General features: G+C 62.5%; 13 protein-coding genes and 2 pseudogenes. 9 read left to right on the top strand and 6 right to left on the bottom strand.

The window, feature by feature from the left end; translation table 11 throughout:
- Positions 1 to 38: 38 nt before the first annotated feature.
- The 3 genes from ACP7BV_RS24425 to ACP7BV_RS24415 form a co-directional block, all read right to left on the bottom strand.
- Positions 39 to 1808, bottom strand: coding sequence for a putative bifunctional diguanylate cyclase/phosphodiesterase (locus tag ACP7BV_RS24425; RefSeq protein ID WP_426107477.1), 1770 nt, complete (start codon positions 1806 to 1808; stop codon positions 39 to 41).
- Between the two features lie 86 nt (positions 1809 to 1894).
- The gene (locus tag ACP7BV_RS24420; protein WP_426107476.1) at positions 1895 to 2767 is read right to left on the bottom strand and encodes a sensor histidine kinase; all 873 of its coding nucleotides are present in this window, start codon (positions 2765 to 2767) and stop codon (positions 1895 to 1897) included.
- Between the two features lie 321 nt (positions 2768 to 3088).
- On the bottom strand, positions 3089 to 4333 hold the full coding sequence (locus tag ACP7BV_RS24415; protein ID WP_426107475.1) for an oligosaccharide flippase family protein: 1245 nt from the start codon (positions 4331 to 4333) through the stop codon (positions 3089 to 3091).
- Positions 4334 to 4644: 311 nt separating this feature from the next.
- Here ACP7BV_RS24415 and ACP7BV_RS24410 point away from each other — a divergent pair, with 311 nt between their 5' ends.
- Both ACP7BV_RS24410 and ACP7BV_RS24405 read left to right on the top strand, forming a co-directional pair.
- Entirely contained in the window at positions 4645 to 5859 is a 1215-nt protein-coding gene (locus tag ACP7BV_RS24410; RefSeq protein ID WP_426107474.1) for an MFS transporter, read from the top strand.
- 155 nt (positions 5860 to 6014) lie between these two features.
- On the top strand, positions 6015 to 8276 hold the full coding sequence (locus tag ACP7BV_RS24405) for a putative bifunctional diguanylate cyclase/phosphodiesterase (RefSeq protein ID WP_426107473.1): 2262 nt from the start codon (positions 6015 to 6017) through the stop codon (positions 8274 to 8276).
- A gap of 263 nt (positions 8277 to 8539) precedes the next feature.
- Here ACP7BV_RS24405 and ACP7BV_RS24400 read toward each other — a convergent pair whose 3' ends face one another.
- Positions 8540 to 9967: a hypothetical protein gene (locus tag ACP7BV_RS24400; RefSeq protein WP_426107472.1), complete on the bottom strand. Its 1428-nt coding sequence runs from the start codon at positions 9965 to 9967 to the stop codon at positions 8540 to 8542.
- A 192-nt stretch (positions 9968 to 10159) separates the two neighbouring features.
- On the opposite strand from ACP7BV_RS24400, the gene ACP7BV_RS24395 reads away from it, so the two are divergent.
- Positions 10160 to 13066, top strand: coding sequence for a UvrD-helicase domain-containing protein (locus ACP7BV_RS24395; protein WP_426107471.1), 2907 nt, complete (start codon positions 10160 to 10162; stop codon positions 13064 to 13066).
- Between the two features lie 145 nt (positions 13067 to 13211).
- Here ACP7BV_RS24395 and ACP7BV_RS24390 read toward each other — a convergent pair whose 3' ends face one another.
- Positions 13212 to 13562, bottom strand: a complete 351-nt coding sequence (locus ACP7BV_RS24390) for a MarR family transcriptional regulator (protein WP_426107470.1) — start codon at positions 13560 to 13562, stop codon at positions 13212 to 13214.
- Between the two features lie 155 nt (positions 13563 to 13717).
- Between ACP7BV_RS24390 and ACP7BV_RS24385 the strand changes: the two genes are divergently transcribed.
- The 6 genes and pseudogenes from ACP7BV_RS24385 to ACP7BV_RS24360 all read left to right on the top strand — a co-directional run bounded on the left by ACP7BV_RS24385 (position 13718) and on the right by ACP7BV_RS24360 (position 18300).
- Complete coding sequence (locus ACP7BV_RS24385; protein ID WP_426107469.1) at positions 13718 to 14152, top strand: nitroreductase family protein; 435 nt, start codon at positions 13718 to 13720, stop codon at positions 14150 to 14152.
- A 23-nt stretch (positions 14153 to 14175) separates the two neighbouring features.
- On the top strand, positions 14176 to 14517 hold the full coding sequence (locus tag ACP7BV_RS24380) for a hypothetical protein (RefSeq protein WP_426107468.1): 342 nt from the start codon (positions 14176 to 14178) through the stop codon (positions 14515 to 14517).
- Positions 14518 to 14778: 261 nt separating this feature from the next.
- Positions 14779 to 15669 (top strand): PEP-CTERM sorting domain-containing protein, encoded by an 891-nt coding sequence (locus ACP7BV_RS24375; protein ID WP_426107467.1) that lies wholly within the window; start codon positions 14779 to 14781, stop codon positions 15667 to 15669.
- A gap of 236 nt (positions 15670 to 15905) precedes the next feature.
- Positions 15906 to 16145: pseudogene (locus ACP7BV_RS24370) on the top strand (DUF3857 domain-containing protein); the annotation flags it as partial.
- 136 nt (positions 16146 to 16281) lie between these two features.
- Positions 16282 to 17139 carry a hypothetical protein gene (locus tag ACP7BV_RS24365; protein ID WP_426107480.1) on the top strand — a complete coding sequence of 286 codons (858 nt, stop codon included), beginning with the start codon at positions 16282 to 16284 and terminating at the stop codon, positions 17137 to 17139.
- Between the two features lie 441 nt (positions 17140 to 17580).
- Positions 17581 to 18300 (top strand): SbcC/MukB-like Walker B domain-containing protein, encoded by a 720-nt coding sequence (locus ACP7BV_RS24360; RefSeq protein WP_426107466.1) that lies wholly within the window; start codon positions 17581 to 17583, stop codon positions 18298 to 18300.
- A gap of 1002 nt (positions 18301 to 19302) precedes the next feature.
- On the opposite strand, the pseudogene ACP7BV_RS24355 reads toward ACP7BV_RS24360, so the two are convergent.
- Positions 19303 to 19498: pseudogene (locus ACP7BV_RS24355) on the bottom strand (hypothetical protein); the annotation flags it as partial.

Here is a 19498-nt window from a genome sequence, read left to right as displayed (position 1 = left end):
AATTCCACCACAACAACCAAGATCAGGACATAATTTTTTCAAAAAACACACCCGACAAGTAGTCTGACACAGGGGGACAGTTCGGCAAACGCATCAGCACACACCGCTTTGCTAAAGTAATACCCTTGCATCTCATCACATTGGTTGACGCGCAAATAGTCCAGCTGTTCAACCGTCTCCACCCCTTCGGCAACAACCTTCAATTTCAGCGTATGGGCCAATGCAATGATTGCGGCAACGATGGCGTCACCGTCGCCTGAACCGATATCGGATACAAAACTGCGGTCGATCTTCAAGACATCAATGGGCAGGCGCCTCAGATAGGCCAGGCTGGAGTAGCCGGTGCCAAAATCGTCGACGGCAATACGCACGCCGAGTTGCTTGAGCGCGCCGAGCACGCCAATGCCGCGCTCAACGTCGTTCATGACCAGGCTCTCGGTCAGCTCAAGCTCGAGGTCGCCAGGTGACAGGCCGATCTCGGACAGGATGGCGGCAACCAATTCGGCCAGGTCGCCGAGCACGAACTGGCGGGCCGACAGATTGACGGCCACCCGTATGTGGCGCAAGCCCTCATGCTGCCACTGGCGATTCTGGACACAGGCCGTGCGCAACACCCAGTTGCCGATCGGGACAATCAAGCCGGTCTCCTCGGCAAGGCCGATGAACTCGAGCGGACCGAGCAAACCGCGTTCCGGGTGCTGCCAGCGCACCAGCGCCTCCATGCCGATGATGCGCCCAGTTGCCAGGTCAAGCTGGGGCTGATAATGCAGCACGAATTCATCGCGCTGGAGAGCCAGGCGCAAATCGGCTTCGGCACGCAGGCGCGCAAGGGCTTTCTGGTTCATTCCCGGCGTGTGAAAATGGAAGCGGTTGCCCCCTTCATTTTTAGCGTGAAACGCGGCGATATCGGCACGTTCAAGCAGGGAATCAACGTCGAGGCCGTCGTCGGGGTATCCCGCCACACCAATGCTGCAAGTCAGGACAACTTCCTGCCCCTCGTACCGAATGGCCGTGTTCACGACCGCCATGATCCGTTCAAGCGCGGCGTTGGCAAGCTGGTCCTCATTCTGTTCGGGCATCAGGATCGCAAACTCGTCGCTGCCCCAGCGCGCCGCGGTATCGCCGCCGCGAATGTCGCCGTGCAGACGCGCCGCGATGACCTTGAGGAACTTGTCGCCGCCGCCGTGACCAAAACTGTCGTTGATCGCCTTGAAGCGGTCCAGGCTAACGAAAGCGATCCAGATCCGGCTCCCATTACGGCGCGCTGCGGCAATTGCGTGCAGCAAACGGTCGCGCAGCAAGGCGCGATTCGGAAGCCCGGTCAATTCATCATGATGGGCCAGGTGCAGCAACTGCGCCTCGCGCTGCCGGGCTTCGGTAATGTCGTACTGGGAGGCGACGAAGTGGGACAGTACGCCGTCGGCGCTACGCACCGGAGCGACGAACAAGTGATTCCAGAACAGCGTGCCGTCCTTGCGGTAGTTGCGCAACACGGCATTGCCGGCCCGCTGTTCGCGCAGCGCAAGGCGAATCTCATCAATGCCAGCCTGGTTCCGGTCGTCGCCCTGCAAAAAATTACAGTTGCGCCCGACCACCTCGGCTGCAGTGTAGCCGGTGATGCGCTCGAAAGCGGGATTGACGTACTCGATAATAAAGTGCGGCGCGACCGCGCGCGTAATGACCATCGCATTAGCGCTCGCTTCGAGCGCCGATTTGTACGCGGACAACTCCATCGCCATACGCCCAAGCGCAACAGAGGCTTCGCCCGGCGGCACGGCATGGGGCGGATAAACGGCATTGGTCAACATCGGGAATCTCGGAAAGGACGGATACGAAGTATTGCTCTACATTAACATAAATTGCCAAGAGCCACCGACAAACCTCGGTCTCCATCTCACGCGACCCGCAGCGCCACGGTCACGCACAGACCACCGCATTCGCGGTTGCCGGCCTTGATGGCGCCGCCATGTGCCTCCACCACCCGCAGCGCGATCGCCAGCCCGAGTCCATGGCCATCCATATCGCTTGCCCCGGGATCGGACCGAAAAAGCGGCAGGAATATTGCCGACAGGTGTACGGCCGGTACGCCAGGACCATCGTCCAGCACGCTTATAACAAGCTTGTCGCCTTCGACGCGCAAATCGATTCCTACCGTGCCGCCAGGCGAGCTGTGCTTGATCGCGTTGCGGACCACGTTGTCGATGGCCCGGCAGAGCAAGTCGGGCGCCCCCCGCACCTTGGCGCTGGGGCAGCCGGTGATGCAGACCTTGCATCCCTTGCTGACCGCTTCAAACAGGGCATCGGTCACGATCGCCGCGATCAGTTCAAGAACGAGCACTTCTTTGGCCACCGGCATTTTGGTCGCGGTGTCCAGGCGCGACAGGGTGAGCAGCTCACCGACCAGTTTTTCCATGCGCTCGCCTTCGCGTTCGATACGTTGCAGCCACTGCGCTTGTTTTTCCGGCTGCTGCTGCGCCAGGCCGAGCGCCGCGTGCAGCCTGGCGAGCGGTGCGCGCAGTTCGTGGGAAACGTCATGCAGCAGGCGCTGCCGTTTGTCCATCAACACGCGCAATTGCAGGCTCATGCGGTCAAATTCGCGCCCGAGCTCGAACAATTCATCGCCCCGAGCGCGCTGGTTCGCGCCAAAGCGCGCATTCAAGTCGCCCCCCGCTGCGGCCGCGAAGGCGGCGCGCAGCGCGCGGATGGGCCGCGCCGTATGCCACGCCAGCACAGCGGCCAACAGCAGACTGGCCAGGGTCGCCACCACCAGCGTAATATACGGAAGCCGGTGCCCTTCCTGCCGACGGCCGTCGCCTTGCTCCGGGTATCGACGCCGGGCGGCCCCGCGTAGGGACCGGCGCCGGCCTCGCGCGCATGGCCCCAGAGCCAGAAGGTCGCGCCAATCCCGATGGTGGCCAGGCACTGGGCCAGGAGGATGGCAAAGAAGAATTTCCCGAAGAGTCGGCCCATGTGGTTCCCCTGATGCGCTAGCAAGGAGTTTTTACACGTTTACTATGCGGCAGGGCAACTCAACCAGACCCACTGGTGAATCGCGCTTGACGTTGCGCGCGCGCCAGCGCCGAGTAGCTCATGCATTGACCGTCGCATTGCTGGAAAACCGAAAGGCAAGAAAGAGATAAACGAGGTAGAGCGACGCGTAGCACATCGCGTAATTCCACAACATTTGCTTGAGCGGGATGGGCGCGAGGAAGACCGCGATGGTCGTGATGAACAAGGCGACCTGCCACATCAGCTCCGCTTTTTGCTTTCCTGCCACGAAAAATACGTAGCTCAGAGGGCTGGCGACCGTTCGCGTGAAATACAGCGGCGCCAGAATGCGCGCGAAGTCGCCCGCCTCGCGCCACGGCTCGCCGAATATCCAGGCACACAAGCTGGGGGCGAATGCAATTGTCAGGCACATCGGGCCGCAGCCGAGCAGGACCAGCGCCTTGAACGTATCCATGAACGCTTTTTCGCAATTGCCCAATGTCTGGAATTGATGCACCGACTCGCGCTTGAACACTTCCAGCACCGAAGCGGCGAGCATGGATATTGGCGCGTTAAGCATCCGTTCGGTCAAGGCATACAGGCCAGCGGCGGGAAGGCCGAACTTCAGGCCGATCAAAAACAAGGGGCACTTGGCCGCGACCATGTTGAGCAGTCCGGCCGGCAAGGAGTAGCGCCAGAACGAGGCATGCTTGCGCAGGTAGTTGCGTTGCGAAACCGTGGGCAGCATGGCCAAGCGGGGACGCGGCGGCGACAGCAAAAAAACTGCGGCGGCGACACCGCAGGCCAGTCCGATCAAGTGCCCTGCCAGCAGCGCGCTTGCGGTAATGCCGACCAGCAGCAGCACGACCTGGCCCAATGCCGCCGTTGCGGCACCGCACACTTTCGCCAACGCGGCCTTGCCAAATGCCTGATTCGACGTTGCATAGGCGATCACGGTCTGGTTATACGCCGTCAGCCAGGTGGCTACGCCGATCGTCAGCAAACCTAACCAGCTCATGTGCTGCGCCTGCGGCATGTCGCACAGACGGGCAAGAAGTGCGCAGATGGTCATGCCAAGGGCCAGCAAGGTGGCGCTATAGGCCACTACGCTGAAACAGGTTTGCTGCTCGCCGCTGCCATGGTCGAGGATCATCGCGGCGTCGAGCCGCAAGGTGGCAACCGTGGCCCCGATGGCGACGATGCCCATCCAGACACTGAATGCGCCCAGGTCCGCCGGCGAGCACAAGCGTGTAATGACGGGCGCGACCAGCAATGGCAACGCTTGGGCTGCCACCGTTCCGGTGAGCACCGTGGCGGCATTTTTCCAGAAGACAGGCACGTTCACGGGTATGGACACTTTTTTAAGTAAATTCGAACGAGAACTGTTCAATCAGCCTAAGGCAGACCTCTGGCCTACTGTCGCCAAGGCACGGCCCCGCTGCGGTCCCGTCCGCAAGGCTCCCATGTAAATATTTGTAAAGAGCCCTGTGCCTCGCCGCTGGTTGGCTTGCCGCAGCGTGAACGTCACGGGCCAAATTGACAGGACATCCGATTAGACGGGCTCGACGGCTATTCGTTCCCATCAAACGAGAGCTCGCTCCCTTTTGTCTACAATGCATTGCTACGGGCACAGCCCCCTTCTCCACCGGACACCACATGACCTCTAGCGCCGAACAACCCGAAATCACCTCCGGCATGGTCTTGCTGCTCGCTTTTGCCGCCGGCGTGATTGTCGCCAATCTGTACTATGCGCAAACCCTGGTCGGGCCAATCAGCCAGGCAACCGGCTTGTCGGCCCAGGCGTCGGGCCTGATCGTCACCCTCACCCAGCTCGGCTACGTGATTGGTCTGCTGTTCATCGTCCCGCTGGGGGACGTGATCGAAAATCGTCAACTGGTGGTCGGTGCGCTGGCCTTTTGCGCAGCCGCGCTGGCGACGGCGGCCATGAGCAGTAGCGGCTGGGTATTTCTGGCCGCCGCGCTGGCCATTGGCATCGGGTCGGTCGCCGCGCAGGTGCTGGTGCCCTACGCCGCCCACCTCTCGCCCGCGCCCCGCCGCGGGCACGTGGTGGGCAAGGTAGTCAGCGGCCTGCTGCTGGGAATCATGCTGGCCCGCCCGGTGGCCAGCCTGGTGGCCGATGCCAGCAACTGGCACGTGGTGTTCGCAGGCGCCGCCGCCCTGGTCGCGCTGCTGGCCCTGGTGCTGCGCGCCCGCCTGCCGCGCCGGGTGCCGGAGGCGCCGCTGCCGTATGCGCGCCTGATCGGATCGCTGTGGACCTTGTTCGCCGGCACGCCGCTGCTGCGTCGCCGCGCCGCCTACCAAGCCGGACTGTTCGGGGCCTTCAGCTTGTTCTGGACCGTCGCGCCGCTGATGCTGGCCGGACCCGTGTTCCATTTGTCGCAGACGGGCATCGCCATTTTCGCGCTGGTGGGCATGGCTGGCGCCGTCGCCTCGCCCGTCGCGGGCCGGCTGGCCGACGCCGGCCACACGCTGGCGGCAACCGGCGCCGCCCTGGCCCTGGGCGTGGCGGGCTTGGCGTTGCCGCTGCTGGCGAGCGGCTCGCGCGAGGTGGCGCTGGGCATCCTGGTGGCGGCCTCGATCATTCTCGACATGGCCGTTGCCGCCAATCTGGTGATCGGCCAGCGCGCCATTTTCGGCATGGCTGCCGACGTGCGCAGTCGTCTGAACGGCCTGTATCTGGCCTGTTTCTTTTTGGGAGGCGCCGCCGGCTCGGCGCTGGGCGGGTATGTCTATGCGACCCGCGGCTGGCACGCGGCGCTGCTGGCAGGCATGGCTTTTCCCGCCTTGGGGTTGGCGTGGTGGCTGGTCGAATGGAAAGTCGACACGGGCCGGGACCGCGCGCTGGAGTAAGCCCGCTTGCTTTTGTTACGTAAAGACAAGCTCCATCCGTTGCGGCGCGGACAGCTGATTTGTTTCAATACGGCAATTTTGATCTGCATCAAGCCATTTTGGCGCGCCGATCAGTAAGCTTGGACGCATTCTTGAAACGACGAAGTGGCAAAAAAGTGAACCAGATCAGACAGATGTGCGAGCATCCGGGACGCACGACGCTGCCGACGCCGTGCACATATCGCGCCGACCCCGACGCCATCGCCAGCGGCCTGAGCGGTTGCGCGACGGCCAAGCCCGTGCCGCCGCCATGCCACGGCGGGTGTCACAGCTTTGCCTGCGCGATTCTGGACGCGTTGCCGCAGCAAATCGCCGTGCTGGCGGCAGACGGGGCAATTGCCGCCGTCAACGCCTCATGGCGTCACTTCGACAGCGCCGATGCCCAAGCGCAAGCCGAATCTGCGGCCGGTAACGACCATGATTACCGCGCCGTGTTTCCTGTCGCGTGCGCTCCTTCGTACGAGCAGGCGCGCGCCGCGGCCGAGGGCATCGCCGCCGTCCTGTCCGGCCAGGCGCCCCTCTTCGCGCAAGACTATGCCTGCCATTCGCCGACCGAGCTGCGCTGGTTCAGCATGCTGGTCACCCCGCTTGAGGGCGGCTGGGATGGCGCCGTCATCACCCATACCGATATCACGGCGCGCCGCCTGGCGGAGGCGGACCTGCGCATCGCCGCCATCGCCTTTGAGTCCTCCGAGGGCATGTTCATCACCGACGCCAGCGGCACGATCTTGCAGGTCAACCAGGCTTTCACCACCATCACCGGTTACAGCGCCGGGGAAGCGATTGGCCAGCGTCCCAGTTTGCTCAGTTCCGGACGCCATGACGCGCAGTTCTACGAAGCCATGTGGAGCACCATCGATGCGCACGGCAACTGGGATGGGGAAATTTGGAACCGGCGCAAGAATGGCGAGGTCTATCCCCAGCGGCTGAGCATTGCGGCCGTAAAAGGCCATCACGGCGAAATCACCCATTACGTCGCCTCGCTCACCGACATTACGGTCAGCAAGGCAGCGAGCGATGAAATCAAGTATCTCGCCTTTTACGATCCGCTCACCCGCTTGCCGAACCGGCGTCTGTTGCTCGAACGCCTGCGGCAGGTACTGGCCGCAGGCGTTGGCAGTGGCCGCTACAGCGTCTTGATGTTTATCGACCTGGACAACTTCAAGACCCTGAACGACACGCTCGGCCACAACATGGGCGACTTGCTGCTGCAACAGGTCGCGCACCGGCTCGAAGGCTGCCTGCGCCAGGGCGACACGGTGGCGCGTCTGGGCGGCGATGAATTCGTGGTGCTGGTGGACGGCTTGAGCCGGCAAGCGGTGGACGCGGCCAGGCAGACCGAAACGCTGACCACCAAGATCCTCGACACGCTCAACGCGCCGTACATGCTGGGCGCGCGCCTTTGCCGCAGTACGCCGAGCATCGGCGCGACCCTGTTCCACGATGGCTTTCCGGTTCAGCCGGAAGAATTGCTGATGCAGGCGGACATCGCCATGTACCAGGCCAAGCAGGCCGGACGCAATGGCATGCGCTTTTTTGACCAGGGCATGCAGGACACCATTACCGCGCGCGCCCGCTTGGAAGAGCGCATGCGCCTGGCGATTGAACAGCAACGGTTCGAACTCCACTACCAGGTCCAGGTCGACCAGGATGGCCGCGCGCGTGGCGCCGAAGCATTGCTGCGCTGGCGCCAGGACGACGGCAGTTGCGTCTCGCCAGCCGAATTCATTCCGCTGGCCGAAGAAACGGGCCTGATTTTGCCGCTGGGGCATTGGGTGCTGGAGGAGGCTTGCCGCCAATTGCGTGCATGGCAGCACGACGTGCTCACGCGCGATCTGGTGTTGGCCATTAATGTAAGCGCGCGCCAGTTCCATCAGGCCGACTTCGGCACCCAAGTATGCAACAGCCTCGCCGAGCACGGCGTCGCGCCGGATCGGCTGAAGCTGGAACTGACCGAGAGTTTGCTGCTCGATAACATCGAACAAACCATCGCCAGCATGCAAGCACTCAAGCAACTGGGGGTGCGTTTTTCGCTGGACGACTTCGGGACCGGTTATTCGTCCCTGCAATACCTGAAACGCTTGCCGCTGGACCAATTGAAGATCGATCAGTCTTTTGTGCGCGAGCTGGTCCATGGCGCGAGCGATGAGGCCATTGTGCTGACCATTATTTCAATTGCGCACAGCCTGGGGCTCGACGTCATCGCCGAGGGCGTCGAGACCGACTCCCAGCGCGTTCTGCTGGTACAGCTCGGGTGCCTGCATTTTCAAGGCTACCTGTTCGGCCGTCCGGTCCCGGCCGCCGAGTTCGTGGCCCTGCTGACCGACGCCGCGGCCCAGGGTGCCGCCTTGCCGCTATCGTTTGTGCAACAGTGCTGACATCCCGGCCGGTTATCGCCGGCGCCGGCCAGACCTGGCAAGTAGTAGCGCCGCCAGGAGGGCCAAGGTCAGGCTGGCGCCAATGGTCACAAAGATGTTCGCGTCCACGTCGTCGGAAGGCCTGTGCCGTTCCAGGTCGTGCCTGAAGACGGCCTTGCCGGGGTTGGCCCGTACATAGGCAACTTCACAGGTGCCTTGCGCAAGTCGTTCGCCCCCTCCTTGTCCTGCCGCCGTGGCCGCCTGCCCAGCCGACCCTGTTATTGCTACTGCTGCACATCGGCCAACACCACCACCGAGAAAAATGACAGCGATGCACCGTTGTACAGTTTCAAGAGCAGCGTGTTGCGTCCTTTTCTGAAATGCACCCTGCGCGTGCCTTCCGTCAGATTCCACGCGTCGATCTCCTTGCCCAGTCCGACATAGCCGGGACTGCTGTACCAAGGCTTATAACCATCGCCGCTCAGCCAGACCAGGCGCTCGTTGAACCACAGCTTGGTATCATCGTCGCTGCCAAGGGCAAGCACCAGGTCGCGCTCCTCGTCCATCACGAGCTCGGTGTACGCGTAGTAGACCGCGTCCTGGGCGCGCACGGGCGCTACCGACGGGTATTCCGGGTTGGTCAGGTACTCCCAGCGCAGCGTGCTCGCGCCAATGCCGGCATACTCGGCGTCCAGGTCGACCACGATCTCGGGCGGGTAGACGACATCGATCGAATCGTCGGGACCTTGCCCCGGGAAGGGACCGATGATATGCCAGCGGTTCAGGAAGATCCGGTCCGCGTAGGGCGCACCTTTCCCGATCGCGTGCGCGCCGATCTTGCGCAGGCCTTCAGCCTTGACGCCAGGCGCCGAGAGCGCGGCCCCATAGCCGCGCTCGACCTTGTTCTTCGGCGTCGAGAGATCCCAGGAACCGCCGCGCGGCACTTTGGCCTGCGCCATGCCGGTCTGCGCAATATAGCCGCTGATCTCGATATGGGCCGCGTTCGGCACGTCCTCGCCCTGCAGGCCGTTCTTGCCGGCGCCGCCCTTGCCCACCTTGCCCGTGCCGCCATCACCGAGTCCGGCCAGCGCGCCGGGCACGCCGGCGCCGCCCTGGCCGGGGGCGCCGTTCTCTGGCCGAACCCGGGTGCCGTCCCGCTCCCTGGACAACTGCTGCTCGCGCCGCACCAGCGCGTCGCGCGCCAGCTGCTGATGGCGCCGCAGTTCGGCCAGCGCCTGCTGGGCGCTGGCCGGTTTGGCGGGTGAAGCGAGCGGCGCCGGCACGGCGGACGGCGCCAGCTTGGCCCTGGCCTGCTGTTCCGGGATATTGAGCAGGCGCGCGAGCTCCTTGACCTTGTCGCCGCGCTCCATCTGCTCGATTTCTTCGCTCATGCGGCGCGCCTGCTCGAGCAGTTGCGGCACCGTCGAGGGCGCGACCGCCTTTGCCGCCGACCCGGCGCCGGCGCCGGTGCCGTCCGAGGGCGCAGGGGCCGGCTGGCGGCTTTTCTCGAGCAGGGACTTGATCCTGTCGATCTCGTCGACGCGCCGCTTGATGTCGCTGCGTTCGGCATTTTTGACGTGCCGCTCGATCGTAGCGGCCTGGATGCTGTACGGACCCACATAAAACACCGCCGCCAGCAGGCCGGCATGGGCCAGCAGCGAAGCGATGAGGTAAGGCCGGCGCGCCTTGCTGGTCAATGAGGAGAAGCGCATCCCTCAGTCCCGCGTGTGCATGGCGACGTTGACCAGCCCGTTGAGCTGGCACAGGTCCAGCATGCGCACAATATTTGCGACTTGAATTGTCGCGCGGACGGTCGGTCCCCTGTTTTCCCGCATCGGATAAAATGGCGGCCCGCAGACGACGCCTGCTGCCAAACGAACCGCTCCCGCCGATTGACCAAACCCATGAAAATCCTGGAATACGCCGAATTCATCCCGCCCGGTGACAAGGCCAAGTATCAGCAAATCCGGCAGGCAATCGAGCGCGACGATTTCCAGGCAATTGACGTCAAGAAGCTCACCAATCTGACGCATGGCAAGTTCTATCGCGCCAAGCTCGACTATACGGACCGCCTGCTGTTTTCTATCGTCCAGTTTCAGGGGCAAGCCTATGCCCTGATGCTGGAAGTCATACACCAGCACGCCTATCACAAATCGCGCTTCCTGCGCGGCGCCAGTGTCGACGAGGCGCAGATCGTTCCCGCCACTGTGGCCGAGGCACAAGCCGACGCCGCGCCGGTGCGCTTCCTGCACCCCGAGCGGCTGCGCGTGCACTGGCTGGACAAGGCCATTTCCTTCGACGACGCCCAGCACGCGGTGTATCTGCACGCTGCACCGATGATCATCGTGGGCAGCGCCGGTAGCGGCAAGACCGCGCTGACGCTCGAGAAACTCAAGCAAATGCCGGGCGAAGTGCTGTATGTCACCCATTCGGCCTACCTGGCGCAGTCGGCGCGCGACCTGTATTACGCCGATGGATTTGAACGCGCAGGCCAGGAAGCGACCTTCCTGTCGTTTCGCGAGTTTGTCGAGTCGATCAAGGTTCCCGCAGGCCGCGAAGCGAGCTGGCGCGACTTCTCGGCATGGTTTGGCCGCATGCGCCAGCAATTCAAGCAGGTCGATGCGCACCAGGCCTATGAGGAAATCCGTGGCGTGCTCGCCGCCGACGCCAGCGGCGCTTTGACGCGCGATCAATATCTGGGACTGGGCGCGCGCCAGTCCATTTTTGCGGCGGACCAACGCGCGTCCTTGTACGAGCTGTTCGACAAGTATTGCCTCTGGCTGCGCGAAGCGGGTCTGTACGACCTGAACCTGATCGCTTACCAATGGATGCAGCACGCGGCGGCGCGCTACGATTTCATCGTCGTCGACGAGGTGCAGGACCTGACCGTGGTCCAACTGGCGCTCGCGCTGCGCACGCTGAAGAACCCGGCCCAGTTCCTCTTGTGCGGCGATTCGAACCAGATTGTCCATCCGAATTTTTTCTCATGGAGCAAGATCAAGTCCTTGTTCTGGCGCGACCCGGCGCTGGCGGAACGCCAGCAACTGCACATCCTGCGCAACAATTTCAGGAACAGCGCGCAAGTGACCGAGGTGGCCAACACCCTCCTCAAGATCAAGCACAAGCGCTTCGGCTCCATCGATCGAGAAAGCAACTTTCTGGTCACGCCGATGAACCAGGATGCGGGCACGGTCACCTTGCTGGCCGACGATGCCAATGCGCGGCGGCAAATGAACGCACAGACGCGCCGTTCGACCCAATTCGCGGTGCTGGTCCTGCGCGACGAAGACAAAGCCGAGGCGCGCAAGCACTTTGACACCCCGCTCCTGTTTTCGATTCACGAAGCGAAGGGGCTGGAATACGACAATATTGTGCTGTACCGCTTTGTTTCGGATCAGCGCGCCCAGTTCAGTGAGATTGCCGACGGCGTCGCGCCGGCCGACCTCGCCGCCGACGATCTGCATTACAGCCGCGCAAAGGACAAAGCGGACAAATCACTGGAGATCTACAAGTTCTATGTGAATGCGCTGTACGTGGCATTGACGCGGGCGGTCCACAATGTCTACCTGATCGAATCGGACACCGGTCACGCGCTGCTTGGCCTGCTGAAGCTGGCGCCGGGCGGGATGGCGACGAGCAGCGACACGCACGCTTCAAGCGTGCAGGACTGGCAAAAGGAGGCGCGCAAGCTAGCCTTGCAGGGCAAGCAGGAACAGGCCGACGCGATCGAACGCCTGATCCTGAAAACCTGCGCACCACCCTGGAACGTGTTCGACGAAGCGCGGCTGCGCGACACGCTTTCCAAGGTATTTCTTGAGCAAGCTCCCGGCAACAAATCGAAAAGCCAGTTGTACGACTATGCGACCTGCTATGACGAGCCGGTGCTGGCCGATATGCTGGCCGCGGAAGTCGGCTTTGAGCAAGCCGGCAACTTCCAGCGGCTCGCCGCAACGCAAGGAAGGCGCGCCTATCTGCCCTATTTCGCGCGCAATTTCAAAGATATTTTGGGGCAGTGCGACAAGTTTGGCGTCGAACACCGCACCGTGATGAACCAGACCCCGCTGATGGCGGCGGCCGCCGCCGGCAATGTGCCCCTGCTGGAAGCCTTGTTGGCACGGGGCGCCGACAGCGCCGCCGTTGACCACCTGGGCCGCAACGCCTTGCACTGGGCGATTGCCACCGCCCTGCGTGATCGCGCCTATGCCGCCACGTCGTTCAGCGCGGTGTTCCGCCTGGTGGCGCCAGCCTGTATTGATGTGATGGCCGGCGAGCGCCTGATCCGGATTGATCGCCACCAGTCCGAATACCTGTTCTTCCAGGTCATGTGGGTGTTGTTCAGGCAGTGTTTCGGCACGGCCGAAATGACCGATCGTGGCGGTATGGATGGCGCCATGTTGCAAGACGCCTTCGAGCGCCTGCCGGTCGAGGTGGTAGCGGCTGAACGCACGAAGCGCACCTATATTTCGGGCGTCCTGGCGCGCAACGAGGTCGACCGCGTCTATGCCTACAACCGGCGCCTGTTCAAGCGCTTGAGAACGGGCGTCTACCAGTTCAGCCCCGCATTGTCGGTACGCCGACGCGGTCCGGGTGGCGACACCTGGGTGCCGGTCTTCGCCGCGCTCAACCTGGCCTTGGTGAAGGAGACCTGCGACCCTCGCTATGCCGCTCACATCGACCAGCTTCTTGTGGCAGGGCAGCTGCCAGCGGCGCCGGAGCCCATGAGCGTGACTTACTTGCGGGCGAAACGCCTCGCCCAGTTGAACCTGGCACGTCCCCAGGCAGCGGCAGCGCGCAAGGCGCCGAAGAAATAGGCAATGCGTGCGCAAGGCGCAGCGTCACCGCGGTGCATTTCCGTCTATTTTTATTCTGGTGCAGGGCACTCGCGGCGCTGGCGTACCAATTTTTCCATGCCCCCGCCCGCTGCAGCGTCGGGCGCGCATGACTGCTGCAGGTAGCTTAGCGCTGCGCGCGCGGCTCCAGCACGTTCAGCAAACGGGACAGGGTGGCGTCGATGGCCGCCAGGTCAGCCGCACAGGTCGAGGCCAGAATCCGATGTTGATTGGCCACGTGCGCCGTTACCGCGCCCTCGATCAGCTCCTGCCCGTTCGCTGTCAGCTGCACCAGAATGCTGCGCCCATCGTCGTCATTTGGCACGCGCCGCACCAGGCCGCGCGCTTCCAGCCCTTTCAGGCGGTGCGTCATCGTGCCCGAAGTAATCATCAGGCTGGAGAACAGCGCCGTGGGGGCCATTCTGTAGGGCGAGCCGGAACGCTTCAGCGTTGCCAGGACGTCAATCACGAAGCTCATCGAGGCGCGCACTTCGGTCAACCACTATGACACCAGTCGTCCGGTAACGGCCCAGGAAGCATCCGAGCTGATCCGTTTGGCCACCTTGGCGCCTACCGCCTAAAACTTTCAGAACTGGAAGTTCAACGCGGTGCGCACGACTGCGGCCAAGGCGCTTGCAGGCGCTATCATTTGGCCAGCAACAGGTTGCCGATGCGCCGGTCACGTTCATCATTTGCGGTACGCTCTCTGCGCACGAAGGCTTGGCCGACGCGCTGCAGCCGTCGGTCGACGCCGGCGTCATGGACCAGACGGTGTTCGATGCCTGGCTATCCCAGGCCAGGCGTGCGCATGCAGACAACCCCCAGCTGCAACGCGACGAAGCTATCCGCTCCGCTTCGCTCGCTGCGATGACGCTCATGCTTGCCGCGCAAGGAATGGGCATGTCTACCGGCTCCATGGGCGGTTTCGATGCCTTGGGCGTGTCGCGCGAGTGTGGTCTGGCCCCGTGCGAGATACCGGTGATGCTGGTGACAGCGGGCTATGTTAGCGATGGCAACTGGCCACAGAAACCGCGCAAGCCCTTGCACAAGGTGCTTCAGTTCGCGTAGCCCCCCGACGACGGCTGTCTGACATGGAACATGCAATTGGACTAGCCGGGCTGGAACCTCACGGGCCCCATCCCGTCACCGGGGCACTGCCCGCCCTGGTGACAGCCGATGCGCAGGGAAAGGCACAGCTCATCATCGTTGGCCGGACGCACGGAAATGACCGTTCATGCAGTGCATTGATGGCATGCGGCATTTGCATGGCCGCACTGTTTGGCGGCTTGGACATCGTCAAGGCGTTGCTGAGCTCGACGCCTCATGGCCATGGAACCGCACGGGACTGGCGTCTGACCGACCAAATTGATAAGCGTATTGCCCACGGACATGAACATCGCGTCCAGCAGGGCCGCGGCGGTCCGCAGAAGTAAGTTCCTAATCGGCTAGTTGCGGATGAGCTGCTTCGGGAAAATAGACGGGTTTCGCCCCTTCGTTGTACTCGCCTCCCATGTCGACAGACCACTTGCCGGGACACGGTCATTTGATCTAAATCAATCCCGAAATTTTATTTCTGCATAGACTCAATTGCGGTGCTTGCCTGCCTGCATTTAATCGATAGCCGCCACGGCTAAACGTGAAGGTGCCACGCGCTTTCCAAACGCTCGCTTTGACGAACTTGCACACCATCCGCCATGAAAAATGAAGGCGTTCGCTGGCTGTCGGCTTACCCCAAGAGCGCTTTTGCGCTCGTCGTTCTGCTACTTGTTGCATTGGTCGCATTAAGCCAAACCACGTCGCAAACGGCAGCCCCCGTACCTGCTCCCGGGTCCGATGTGAAGCCTGCGCATTTGTTGAATGCAAAAGCCCGCATAATTTCAGACCCGCCAGCTCTGTTCTATCGCAATTCAGTCATTCCTGGCGGCGTGCGTCACTCTTTGGAGCTGACCTCGGCACTTGCGCACGACCGCTTCGCAAAAGTCCATTATGCTAATTTCGACGCAGCCCATGCTTATATCGTGCATGTGAAAGATCCTCGCTTAGTGCATGTGTCATACCGGATCGGCGACGAGATTTACTGGACCAAAAAAAAGCTGCGGTTGAAGACGGGCGAGACGCTGCTGACCGACGGCAAATCGTTTGTCCGCACGCGCTGCGGAAACCGCATAGCCGATACGCCCCAATCAAAGGTATCTGACAGGGAGCCGGTACCGGAAGAATTCGACGTCGTGATCGCCCCACCCCGTGTCGCGCCCGTCAACCGCACACCTACGCCAACAAATATTGCCGGCTCACATACGGCGCCATTCAATGGTCCAACGACTAATGCGGAAAACTTCGTTCCGACCACCGGTACCGAGGGGTTGATCCCCCGGCCGCCGGAACGACCGATACACCAGAACGAGCACCCTGTGCCGCCAATTGTCTGGGACCACACTCCGCCCTTGTCCCCCTTTCCACTGCCACCAAGTATTGAACTGCCCGACGATGCCCCAACCCAGGTACCTGAGCCGGCTTCGTTCGCGCTGGTAATGCTCGCGCTTTTCAGCCTGCTTCTGATCCGACGGCGCAATCAACAAAAGTAGGGGAAATACTCCCTGTCAACCGAGCATCAAGCGGCGCCCACGCATCGGAAAGACCCGCCGAGCGCCCCGTGTTCGACGCTCGCGTTCGCTTCCAGATCACGTCCCGCCACGTGGAGCCGTGTTGGCGCGGTTTAACAGCATCGTATCCGCCGATGGGCTGACCTTGTCCGAATTGCTCGCCAAGCACCGGGACATCGCCAGGTTTAGCGCGCAGCGTCTGGTCGCCCATCTGATCGGTGATCGACACAATCGCCACGGCCGACATCCGCTTCCTGCAGCGCGAACGCAGCCTGGAGCAAGGCATCTATGACGGCAGTGTCACCGCCCAGATCGTTACCAGCGATGTGCGCGTGGGCGACACGCTCGAGATCGAATACACGATCGTGGGCCAGCATCGCGTAGTCGCCGGCCATGTGATGGAGGCGGCCCAGGTCGATTATTCAGAACCGGTACAACTGCGCCGGGTCACGATCGACGCGCCCCTGGATAAAAACATCGCCTACCGCTTGCTAAGCGACGGCCCGGGACCGGTGCCGGCCTGGACCGAGCAGCAACGCAATGGCCGCTCCCGCCCGTGCTACCAGATGAAGCACCGTTGCCAGCCTGGTGCGCGTGAAGGACGAACAGTGGCAGCCCGCCATCGAAGCGTTTTTGAGCGGCAACCGGTCCGCGCTGGTCGTGGACCCCGGCCGCGAGCGCGATGCGGTGCGTATCATGCGCACCTCCGGCAGACACCTGTACAACGTGACGGTAGTGCAGCCCGAACATCTGCGCGACATGATCGGGCGCAAGCCCGAGGCGCACTCGGTGGCGTCGCTGATCGACGGCGAGCACCCGGTAGCGTTGGCGTTTTTGCGGCGCTGCCTGGGTCGCCTGCGCCAGGTCGATACCGAACAAGAGCTGGAGAAATACGATCGCTCGCTCTCACGCGACGCGATGCTGAGCCTGAACGGCGGGACCAAGCGCATCGCGCTGGCCGACAAGGGCGACTGGGCACTGGGCGCCAGGCCCGCCTGCGGCGACATTGTGTTCCTGCGCGAAGAGATGGTCCTGCTGATGCGCGCCGAGGAGTCTGCCAAGCAGCAGCTGCGGCGGTCCAGGCTTGCCGATGAGGCCGTGCGGCGCGTCAAGAGTGAGGCGACCGGCGACCTGTTCGACGCCGCCCTGACCGCGCTGGCCGCCGCCAGCGCCGAACTGGACGCCATCGGCGACGTGGCCGAGGCCGACCTGCCGCAGCATTTGAAGGGCCTCGCCGAGAAAATGCGCAAGGTGAAGCAGCAGGCGGCGGAAGCGGAGAAACTGCACGCGCAACTGTCCACCACCGTAGGCTCGGTCGCGGCCGAACTGGCGGCGACCGTTACCAGCCTCGCGCGCGCGCGCGGGCAGATGGCCGCCAGCGAGCAGCGGCTGGCCGCGGCGCGCGCCCATCGGGACTTTTCCGAGGAGCTCGGGGTCGCGCTCTATACCTAGGCGACGCAGTCCGCGGGCAGTGCTACCCTGGCGGACGCCGGCGAGCTCCTGGCGCAAAAGGGCGAGGCCGCCAACCGCGGCATCGGGAAAGCCGAAGCGCCGCTCAGGGCAGACTTCCTGGAATTCATCAATGCGCGCACCATCAATCTGATCGAGGAGCGCAGCGACTGGCGCAAGGCATGGCAGTGGGCGCGCCAGCACCGCGAAAAGCTGCTGAACTCGACGCTGGTCCAATACGAGTCGCATGCCGAGGAAGCGCGCATCGCCGCCAACAAGGCGTTCCGCTCCGATGTCGCGTTCAAGATCCGCGAGGCGATCAAGCGTGTGGTGCACGACATCTCGTAGCTGAACAAGATTTTAGCGCTCTGTCCGCAATTTACGGGCGGCGAAAAATATAAGTTTCGCGCCGAGCCGTGCGCCGTCTACAAGGACCTGTACCACTTGATCGATGGGAGCGCGCTACTCGACGGGACGGCCTTACCCCTGGAAAGCACGAGCGACCGCACGCAGGAGCAATTGCTCGTGCTGTTGAACGCGTGCGAAAGCGGAAACTCGAAGGAACCCAACCCGCTGGAAGACTACCGGCTGCTGCTCAATTTCGACCTGGACATCTACGTCGACGGCAGCAGGGTCGATTCGTTCAGCAAGCGGCTGGGAGTCGGTTCAAACGGCGAGCACCTGCTGCCGTTCTACGTGATCTCAGGAGCCTCACTGGCGAACGCGTACGGCATGAAGGCGGGCTGCGAACATGACGGCGCGGCGATCATGTTGATCGACGAGGCCGTTCACGGGTTCGACGCCCAGAATACCTATGTGACGGGACTGTTCCTGCGCTCGCTCGGGCTGCAGCTGGTCATGGCGGCGCCGGATGCCGACGTCGGCAAGATCGGCACGGTGCTGGACTCGTTCTACGACCTGAACCGTTTTGATTGCGATGTGTTCGCTTACGAAAAGCATGTCAAGCCGGCTTCCAAGCGGCTCTTCACGCGCGACATCCCGGGCCAGAACCCGCAGCTGGTGGCCGAACGGGTCGGCGATCGCGGCGATGCAGCCGTCCGGTGTTGGAAAGCCAAGCCCCGCGCCCTTTGCTGTGACGGCAAGCTTGTCACAACGCCCGATGTACTTCATCCGGAAGATTGCGTACTGTCAGCATTGCCATAGCGTCACCTCGCCGTAATGCATTCAATGCCTTCATAGTACTCTTCTGCATCAAGTCCACAACTATCGACCCGCAAAGCGAGTCGTACATCTAGCCACCCGACGGTTCGAGTCCGATTGCGATATCATCGCGTTCGCAATTTAGAAGCGGTCGAGCAGCCATTCAAACTGCTGCATCGTCACCGTTTGGCATGATGATGCAGCGTGCCACCTTGAGCGCTTGCACGTCAACGTGTTGTACAGCGAGGTCGCGCACCACGCTCAGGCGATTCAACTTCCCAGCTGAAGCATTGGCATCCGTGCTGTCACTCCCCGCCGCTACGGCCGAAGATTGGAGCGGTCAGCGCTGGAAGCGGCCTGGCGCTTCAGGTCGAAGTCTGCCACCGTGGCGCCGACGTCTTGGCCTGCAGCCCCCGGGCCGCCGGTGTCGCGCGCCATTCGGCTTAGCCGTGGCCTGCGCGATCAGCAACGGAAGCTTATTACTAAGAAACGGCTCTGCGTCGATCGACAGCAACAACAGCCCGGTACCGCTGAACGGCTACGTTGGGTATGTCTTCCACCCCAACTTTACGGTCGAAGGGGGCATCACGTTCTTTGGTGTCAATTTCCGGCATTAAGGCGCCACCCATTTCCGGCGTAATGGCGCCACTTTGACCACCGATTTCAGGAGCTCAAACTGGGTTGCAATAATGCTCGATTTTGAGCGTTTTGGCAACATCGGTTTTGGACGTAAATGGCGCTTTTCTGGCTGTCAATTTGTGCGAGGTTGGCCACCAGTACGCGGAGGGATCCATCCTGAGGAACGCGAAGGCCGCTGGGAGGTTTGTTCCCCAGTGGCTGCCCACGGCCGGTGCGGGGTCTGGGGCAGCGCCCCAGGGTGACCGAAGTCTGGCTTTTGGCAGCAGGCAGGCGCCGCCCAAAGTAAAGAGGGGAACTTCGAACCGGGCTTGGCCCGCTACGAAATTCCCCTTGCCGCTCATTAACTATATAAACGATTTATTCTGTTTAGTCTCCATTCATTTCGATGTCGTCTTCCGCTCCTTCTCTACTGGCGGCTTGGATTTTTCCGAAGCAGGCGGGCAGGGCACGGTAGCTTTCCCCATCGAGCACCAGCTTGTATGCGCCATGACGCAAGCGGTCCAGCGTGGCCGCGCCGATCATCTTGTTCGCCGCGAAGGCCGCACCCCATTCGTCGAAGTAC

Origin of the sequence: Massilia sp. TSP1-1-2 (assembly GCF_049896185.1) — a bacterium.
In the GTDB taxonomy this organism is placed as follows: domain Bacteria; phylum Pseudomonadota; class Gammaproteobacteria; order Burkholderiales; family Burkholderiaceae_D; genus Telluria_A.
Note: the sequence above shows the minus strand (reverse complement) of the source record. Positions and strands in the feature narration are given on the sequence as shown.

Excerpts from the sequence above, each read along its gene's own strand:
- ACP7BV_RS24395 (WP_426107471.1), top strand. The coding sequence starts at position 10,160 with ATGAAAATCCTGGAATACGCCGAATTCATCCCGCCCGGTGACAAGGCC.
- ACP7BV_RS24425 (WP_426107477.1), bottom strand. The coding sequence starts at position 1,808 with ATGTTGACCAATGCCGTTTATCCGCCCCATGCCGTGCCGCCGGGCGAA.
- ACP7BV_RS24375 (WP_426107467.1), top strand. The coding sequence starts at position 14,779 with ATGAAAAATGAAGGCGTTCGCTGGCTGTCGGCTTACCCCAAGAGCGCT.
- ACP7BV_RS24410 (WP_426107474.1), top strand. The coding sequence starts at position 4,645 with ATGACCTCTAGCGCCGAACAACCCGAAATCACCTCCGGCATGGTCTTG.
- ACP7BV_RS24380 (WP_426107468.1), top strand. The coding sequence starts at position 14,176 with ATGGAACATGCAATTGGACTAGCCGGGCTGGAACCTCACGGGCCCCAT.
- ACP7BV_RS24390 (WP_426107470.1), bottom strand. The coding sequence starts at position 13,562 with ATGAGCTTCGTGATTGACGTCCTGGCAACGCTGAAGCGTTCCGGCTCG.
- ACP7BV_RS24400 (WP_426107472.1), bottom strand. The coding sequence starts at position 9,967 with ATGCGCTTCTCCTCATTGACCAGCAAGGCGCGCCGGCCTTACCTCATC.